Source organism: Methylophaga sp. UBA4204 (genome assembly GCF_002379485.1).
Classification (GTDB): domain Bacteria; phylum Pseudomonadota; class Gammaproteobacteria; order Nitrosococcales; family Methylophagaceae; genus Methylophaga.
Window position 1 is genome coordinate 21,755 of the sequence record NZ_DFTU01000014.1, and the last position, 5,178, is coordinate 26,932.

Consider the following 5,178-nt stretch of genomic DNA (forward strand, 5'->3'; position numbering starts at 1 on the left):
TCTATTTTTATAGCGTCATTAACAAAATAAGGAAAATATCCTATATGGGATATTTTCCTCTTTGTCTACTATCCACTCACAGAAATCAAACTGAGCCGGATAATATGAACATTGCCACCACAAACTCTGCCGAATTACTCAAATTCAAACTCACTGACATGATCGATGATGTATTAGCACATGACGGCTACAGTGATATTCATATCGAAGTTAAGATTCTCAAGCGTGGCCAGAAAGAAGTCATATTACACTTTGGTAAGCAATATCGGTTTGTTATCGACATGCCAGTTAAAAGCACCTCGAAAGATACGGTAGGCTCGAATTGAATTGTTCATTGGGCAAGGAGCGGGTGCCTCTAACAAATACCTCAAATAAAAAATCACCTTTTTTTCCTTTGTGAATAATGATTGAAAAAGCCATTTAAGCTATTCACAGTAATTTTATTTCTCAGTTTACTCATTGAATTATATTGATAATGATGCTTTATCAGTTTAGCTTTTATGTTAATTAATAATAACTAAACACATAACATTAGTTTAAGGAGCAATGATTATTCTCATTCCATGTGATATCGAGAGCGCTATATGAGCTTAAGAGGCCTGATCAATAGTCGAATTATATTTTCGGTGATCATTATTATTCTTGTGGGGGGCTTGTTAACAATATGGCAAGCACGTCATTCAGTTGAACGTGAGGTAAATTCTTCGTTCAATCTGGCCCTGCAAATGATTGATTTGGGATTTAGCCATTTATCCCGAACTTCCATGACTGAATATGAATGGCTTCAGCAAATTAGTGCGATTCAACATACCCGTCATCTACATATAAGTCTTATTAATGAAGAGAATGAGGAAGTAGAATGGTTTGTATCTGATGATATAGATGAAGAGTTACCACCTCAATGGTTTCAACGAGCTGTTAAAACTACCTATCCATCTTCAAAATATGACATAAAACTTGCTGATGGCAGAGTAAAAAAAATTATTGTTCGAGCTGATCCGATGGATGAAATTGCTGAAGCCTGGGAGGAATCGGAAGCTTATTTCTGGTCAGTAATGACAATGGTCGCTGTAATATTTTTAGCCATTAATTTTGTATTCAATTCCATGCTACAAAATGTGCGGACGATTGTTGTTGGGCTTAGGCGTGTAGAGTCTGGACAATATGGACGTAAACTACCGCCCTTCAAAATCAGTGAATTCGATGCTATTGCCACAGAAATCAATCACTTGTCTGATGCTTTGAAAGTCGCCAAAGAGAATAATCAGGCGTTAGCCCGTCATACAATGCAGATTCAGGAATCCGAAAGACGAAACTTATCCCGCGAATTGCATGATGAAATGGGCCAATCGTTGACTGCTATAAAAGCCATGTCTACAGCGATTCGCCAGCCGGGTACGGATGTAGCAAAAATTTCCGATTCAATCGCTGAAATATGTAACCATTTGGCCGGCGTGGTTCGTTCCATGATGCGAACCTTGCATCCGTTAAGTCTTGCTGATTTAGGCTTGGGGGCAACGCTGACCGATCTTGTTAATGAGTGGCGTCGTAGGCATCCCGATCTGGTGATAAAACTGGATTATGATGACTGTCTGGATGATGTTTCACATGAATTGGCGATACATGTTTATCGAATTGCACAGGAATGTCTCACCAATGTAGTGCGTCATGCCAATGCCACTGAGGTAACATTACTGATTCGGCAGGAGGGCGAGCATACCTCTCCACGTGTAGTTATGCGGATCCATGATAACGGGCAAGGCGGTGAGACTTCCGGACATGGGTTCGGGGTATTGGCCATGCGAGAACGGGTTGAGAATATGGGAGGCCGTTTCAGATTCGAGTCTGAAGCAGGAAAAGGCGTTAATGTCAGTGTATGGATGCCAATCATAGAGAAAACAGAGAATGAATGATAAAAAGATAAGTGTATTGCTGGTAGATGATCACCAGGTGGTGAGAGCCGGATTCAGAATGTTACTGGATTCTCAACCATTTATTGGCGACATAGTGGATGTTGATCGTGGCGAAGTGGCCTGTCATGAATATGAACGCAAGCGTCCTGATGTGGTGGTAATGGATTTATCCATGCCCGGCATTGGAGGATTGGAAACCATTCGTCGTCTTAAAAAGCAGGATCCACAGGCCACTATACTGGTCTACAGCATTCATGATGAATCGATCTATGTCGAGCGTGCCATTCAGGCCGGTGCTAAAGGCTATGTGACTAAAAACAGTGCTGCAGAAGTACTGGCAGAAGCCGTGTTAGCGGTATCTCAGGGCAAACGTTATATTGAACAGGATATTTTGCCCAATATAGATGATTTCAAACATCCCAGTGATACGTTGCATTACGGTCAGGTGGTGGAGTTGTTATCGCCAAGAGAGTTTGATGTGTTTTGTCTGACGGCTAAAGGGATGACTGCACATGAAGTCGCTGCAGAATTACATTTAGGCTATAAAACAGTGGCGAACTACAACACACAGATTAAAAATAAACTGAATGTAAACACCACGGCAGATCTGGCGAATATTGCCGTTGTATTAGGTATTATTAAACATTAACCTTAATTGCTATCCAGTTGATAACTAATAGTTAATTTAAAAGTATTGCAAGCCTCTTGAATTTTTTTTGACACATCCCAATCTTGCTGATCAGAAGACAGTATTCGTCTTCATGATGAACTTGTTATGGAGGTGTTTTTATGGCTATTCAACGTTATAGACCTTACAGTCTGCTTGATAATCTGCAGCGTGAAATGTCGACGCTATTCCAGTCACCGGCCGCTGAAACCAACTTCAGTGAAGAGGATTGGACACCAGCAGTTGATATTCAGGAAAACGCAGAGAGTTTCATTATTCACGCTGATTTGCCCGGCGTTAAAGCCGCTGATATTGAAGTGACAGCCGAAAATGGTCTGTTGACCATTAAAGGTGTGCGTGACAGTAAAAAAATTGAAGAAAAGGATAATTACAAACGTATTGAACGCTTCAGTGGCAGTTTTATGCGGCGTTTCACCCTACCGGAAACCGCTGATGTAGATAACATCAATGCCGCTTCACGGGATGGGGTGTTGGAGTTGACGATTCCTAAAATGCCACAGCTTCAACCCAAACGCATTGAGGTGAATGTTCAGCAGTAAAATCAAATTAAAGCCCCGGAAAGTTATTTTCCGGGGCTTTTTTTGTATACAGGAAAAATTCCCAATATAATGATAACCGGGTTAGGGGTTAGCTAATCAATTCAAAAAGATAACCAACATTGCTCTTGCGGGTAGAGAATGGAAGCAGGTTTTTATATTTAAGGAGCAATACTATGAAACATACAGCTACATTATTAACAGCTGCAGTCACAATGTCTTTATCTTCAATGGCATTGGCTGATAACGACAACTATGATCTTGACGATATCCGTGAATGGAAACTGGTCAAAATGGAAACGTGTATGGATGCTGCTTTGGATACCATTCCTGGCAATGTTCGTAAACTTGAAATGAAAATGGAAGGTGATGACCCAGTATATGAGTTTGATATTGAAGCTTCGGCAAATGGCAGTACCTACAATGTCGAATGTAATGCTGAAGAAGGTTTTGTCACCGAAGTCGAGCGTGAAGTAGAAGCAAATGATCCTACATTCCAGAAATACGCCAAAATTGAAGAATCAGCAGCTCGTCAAACGGCTTTGGATTTCATTCCGGGCGAAGTAGTTTCCAATGAATATGAAATCGGTTACGAAGGTTCGGTCACTTATGAATTTGATATCGTGAATGAACATGGCCGCGAATATAAAGTAGATGTAAATGCCGTAACTGGTGAAATTGAAGAAGCCAATTTAGAGTTGTATGAAATTGGTATGGAAAAAGAACTGAAACAATAAAATCAGTCTTGGTAACACTAAAAAGCCGGCTATCATGCCGGCTTTTTTTATGTGTTTTACATCAGGTCTTTTTTGAGTGCTTAGTTCACGGTTCAAAGATTATTTAACCCGCATTCCCGGTTTTGCTCCTTCATCGGGGTTTAGGATAAACAAGTCCTTACCACCAGGGCCTGCGGCCAGCACCATGCCTTCTGATAAACCGAAGCGCATTTTACGTGGGGCCAGATTTGCGACCATCACGGTTAATTTACCGACCAGATCTTCAGGTGCATAAGCAGATTTGATGCCTGCAAATACCTGTTTTTCAGCCAGTCCGATATCCAACGTCAGTTTCAGCAGTTTTTCAGCACCTTCGACATGTTCGGCATTAACAATTTTGGCGATGCGTAAGTCAATTTTGGCAAAATCATCAAACTGAATTTCTTCGGCAATCGGATCAATATTTTCAGCTGTTTTGGTGGGGGCAGCTGTTGCAGCCATATTCTCTTTGGACTCTTCAATAATAGCGTCAATTTTGTCCTGTTCGACCCGAGTCATTAAAGGTTTGAACGGTTCAATAGTATGACCTAATAATGGTTGACCAATATCAGCCCACTGCAATGGACTAATTTTTAAGAAAACTTCAGCTTGTTCAGCCGTTCGTGGTAATACAGGTTTGAGGTAAGCAATCAAAACACGAAACATATTGATGCCCATACTACAAACGGCTTGTACTTCTGCGTCTTTGCCTTCTTCTTTCGCCAGCACCCAGGGTTTTTGTTCATCAATATACTGATTGGCTTTGTCTGCCAACGCCATGATTTCGCGCATTGCCTGAGCAAATTCGCGATTGTCATAACGTCTGGCAATCGACTCAGATTGATCGGTGAATGCGTTAAATAATGCTTCATCAGTCAATGAGTCACTTAATTTTCCATCAAAGCGTTTATTGATAAAACCGGCACAGCGGCTGGCAATATTCACAACCTTGCCAACCAGATCTGAATTAATGCGACTCTGGAAATCTTCCAGGCTCAAATCGATATCTTCAATAGTGTTATTCAGCTTGGCAGCAAAGTAATAACGCAGATATTCCGGATTCAGATGATTCAGATAAGTGCGGGCCTTGATAAAAGTGCCACGCGACTTGGACATTTTTTTACCATCAACGGTAAGAAAGCCATGCGCATACACACGGTTTGGTAATCTGAAACCGGCACCCTTAAGCATGGCCGGCCAGAACAGCGCATGGAAATAGATAATATCCTTGCCGATAAAGTGCACCATTTCAGTCGGGCTGTCGGCACGCATAAATTCATTAAAAT

The 5,178-nt window shown here is 41.3% G+C and carries 6 protein-coding genes; 5 read left to right on the forward strand and 1 reads right to left on the reverse strand.

The features are described 5' to 3' along the window. The 5 genes from B3182_RS02085 to B3182_RS02105 all read left to right on the forward strand — a co-directional run. The coding region (locus tag B3182_RS02085; RefSeq protein ID WP_292751338.1) for a hypothetical protein at window positions 1-326 on the forward strand (326 nt) is incomplete at its 5' end. 258 nt (window positions 327-584) lie between these two features. Further along, window positions 585-1,913, forward strand: a complete 1,329-nt coding sequence (locus B3182_RS02090) for a histidine kinase (RefSeq protein ID WP_292355877.1) — start codon at window positions 585-587, stop codon at window positions 1,911-1,913. Beyond that, window positions 1,906-2,562, forward strand: coding sequence for a response regulator (locus tag B3182_RS02095; protein ID WP_292355875.1), 657 nt, complete (start codon window positions 1,906-1,908; stop codon window positions 2,560-2,562). The genes B3182_RS02090 and B3182_RS02095 overlap by 8 nt, the downstream gene beginning before the upstream one ends. 140 nt (window positions 2,563-2,702) lie before the next feature. Further along, the gene (locus B3182_RS02100; RefSeq protein ID WP_292355873.1) at window positions 2,703-3,140 is read left to right on the forward strand and encodes an Hsp20/alpha crystallin family protein; all 438 of its coding nucleotides are present in this window, start codon (window positions 2,703-2,705) and stop codon (window positions 3,138-3,140) included. Between the two features lie 173 nt (window positions 3,141-3,313). Continuing rightward, window positions 3,314-3,874: a PepSY domain-containing protein gene (locus B3182_RS02105; RefSeq protein WP_292355871.1), complete on the forward strand. Its 561-nt coding sequence runs from the start codon at window positions 3,314-3,316 to the stop codon at window positions 3,872-3,874. Between the two features lie 99 nt (window positions 3,875-3,973). Here the strand turns inward: B3182_RS02105 and metG are convergent. Further along, window positions 3,974-5,178, reverse strand: a 1,205-nt coding sequence (gene metG / locus B3182_RS02110; protein ID WP_292751343.1) for a methionine--tRNA ligase subunit beta, incomplete at its 5' end; no start/stop codon positions are given.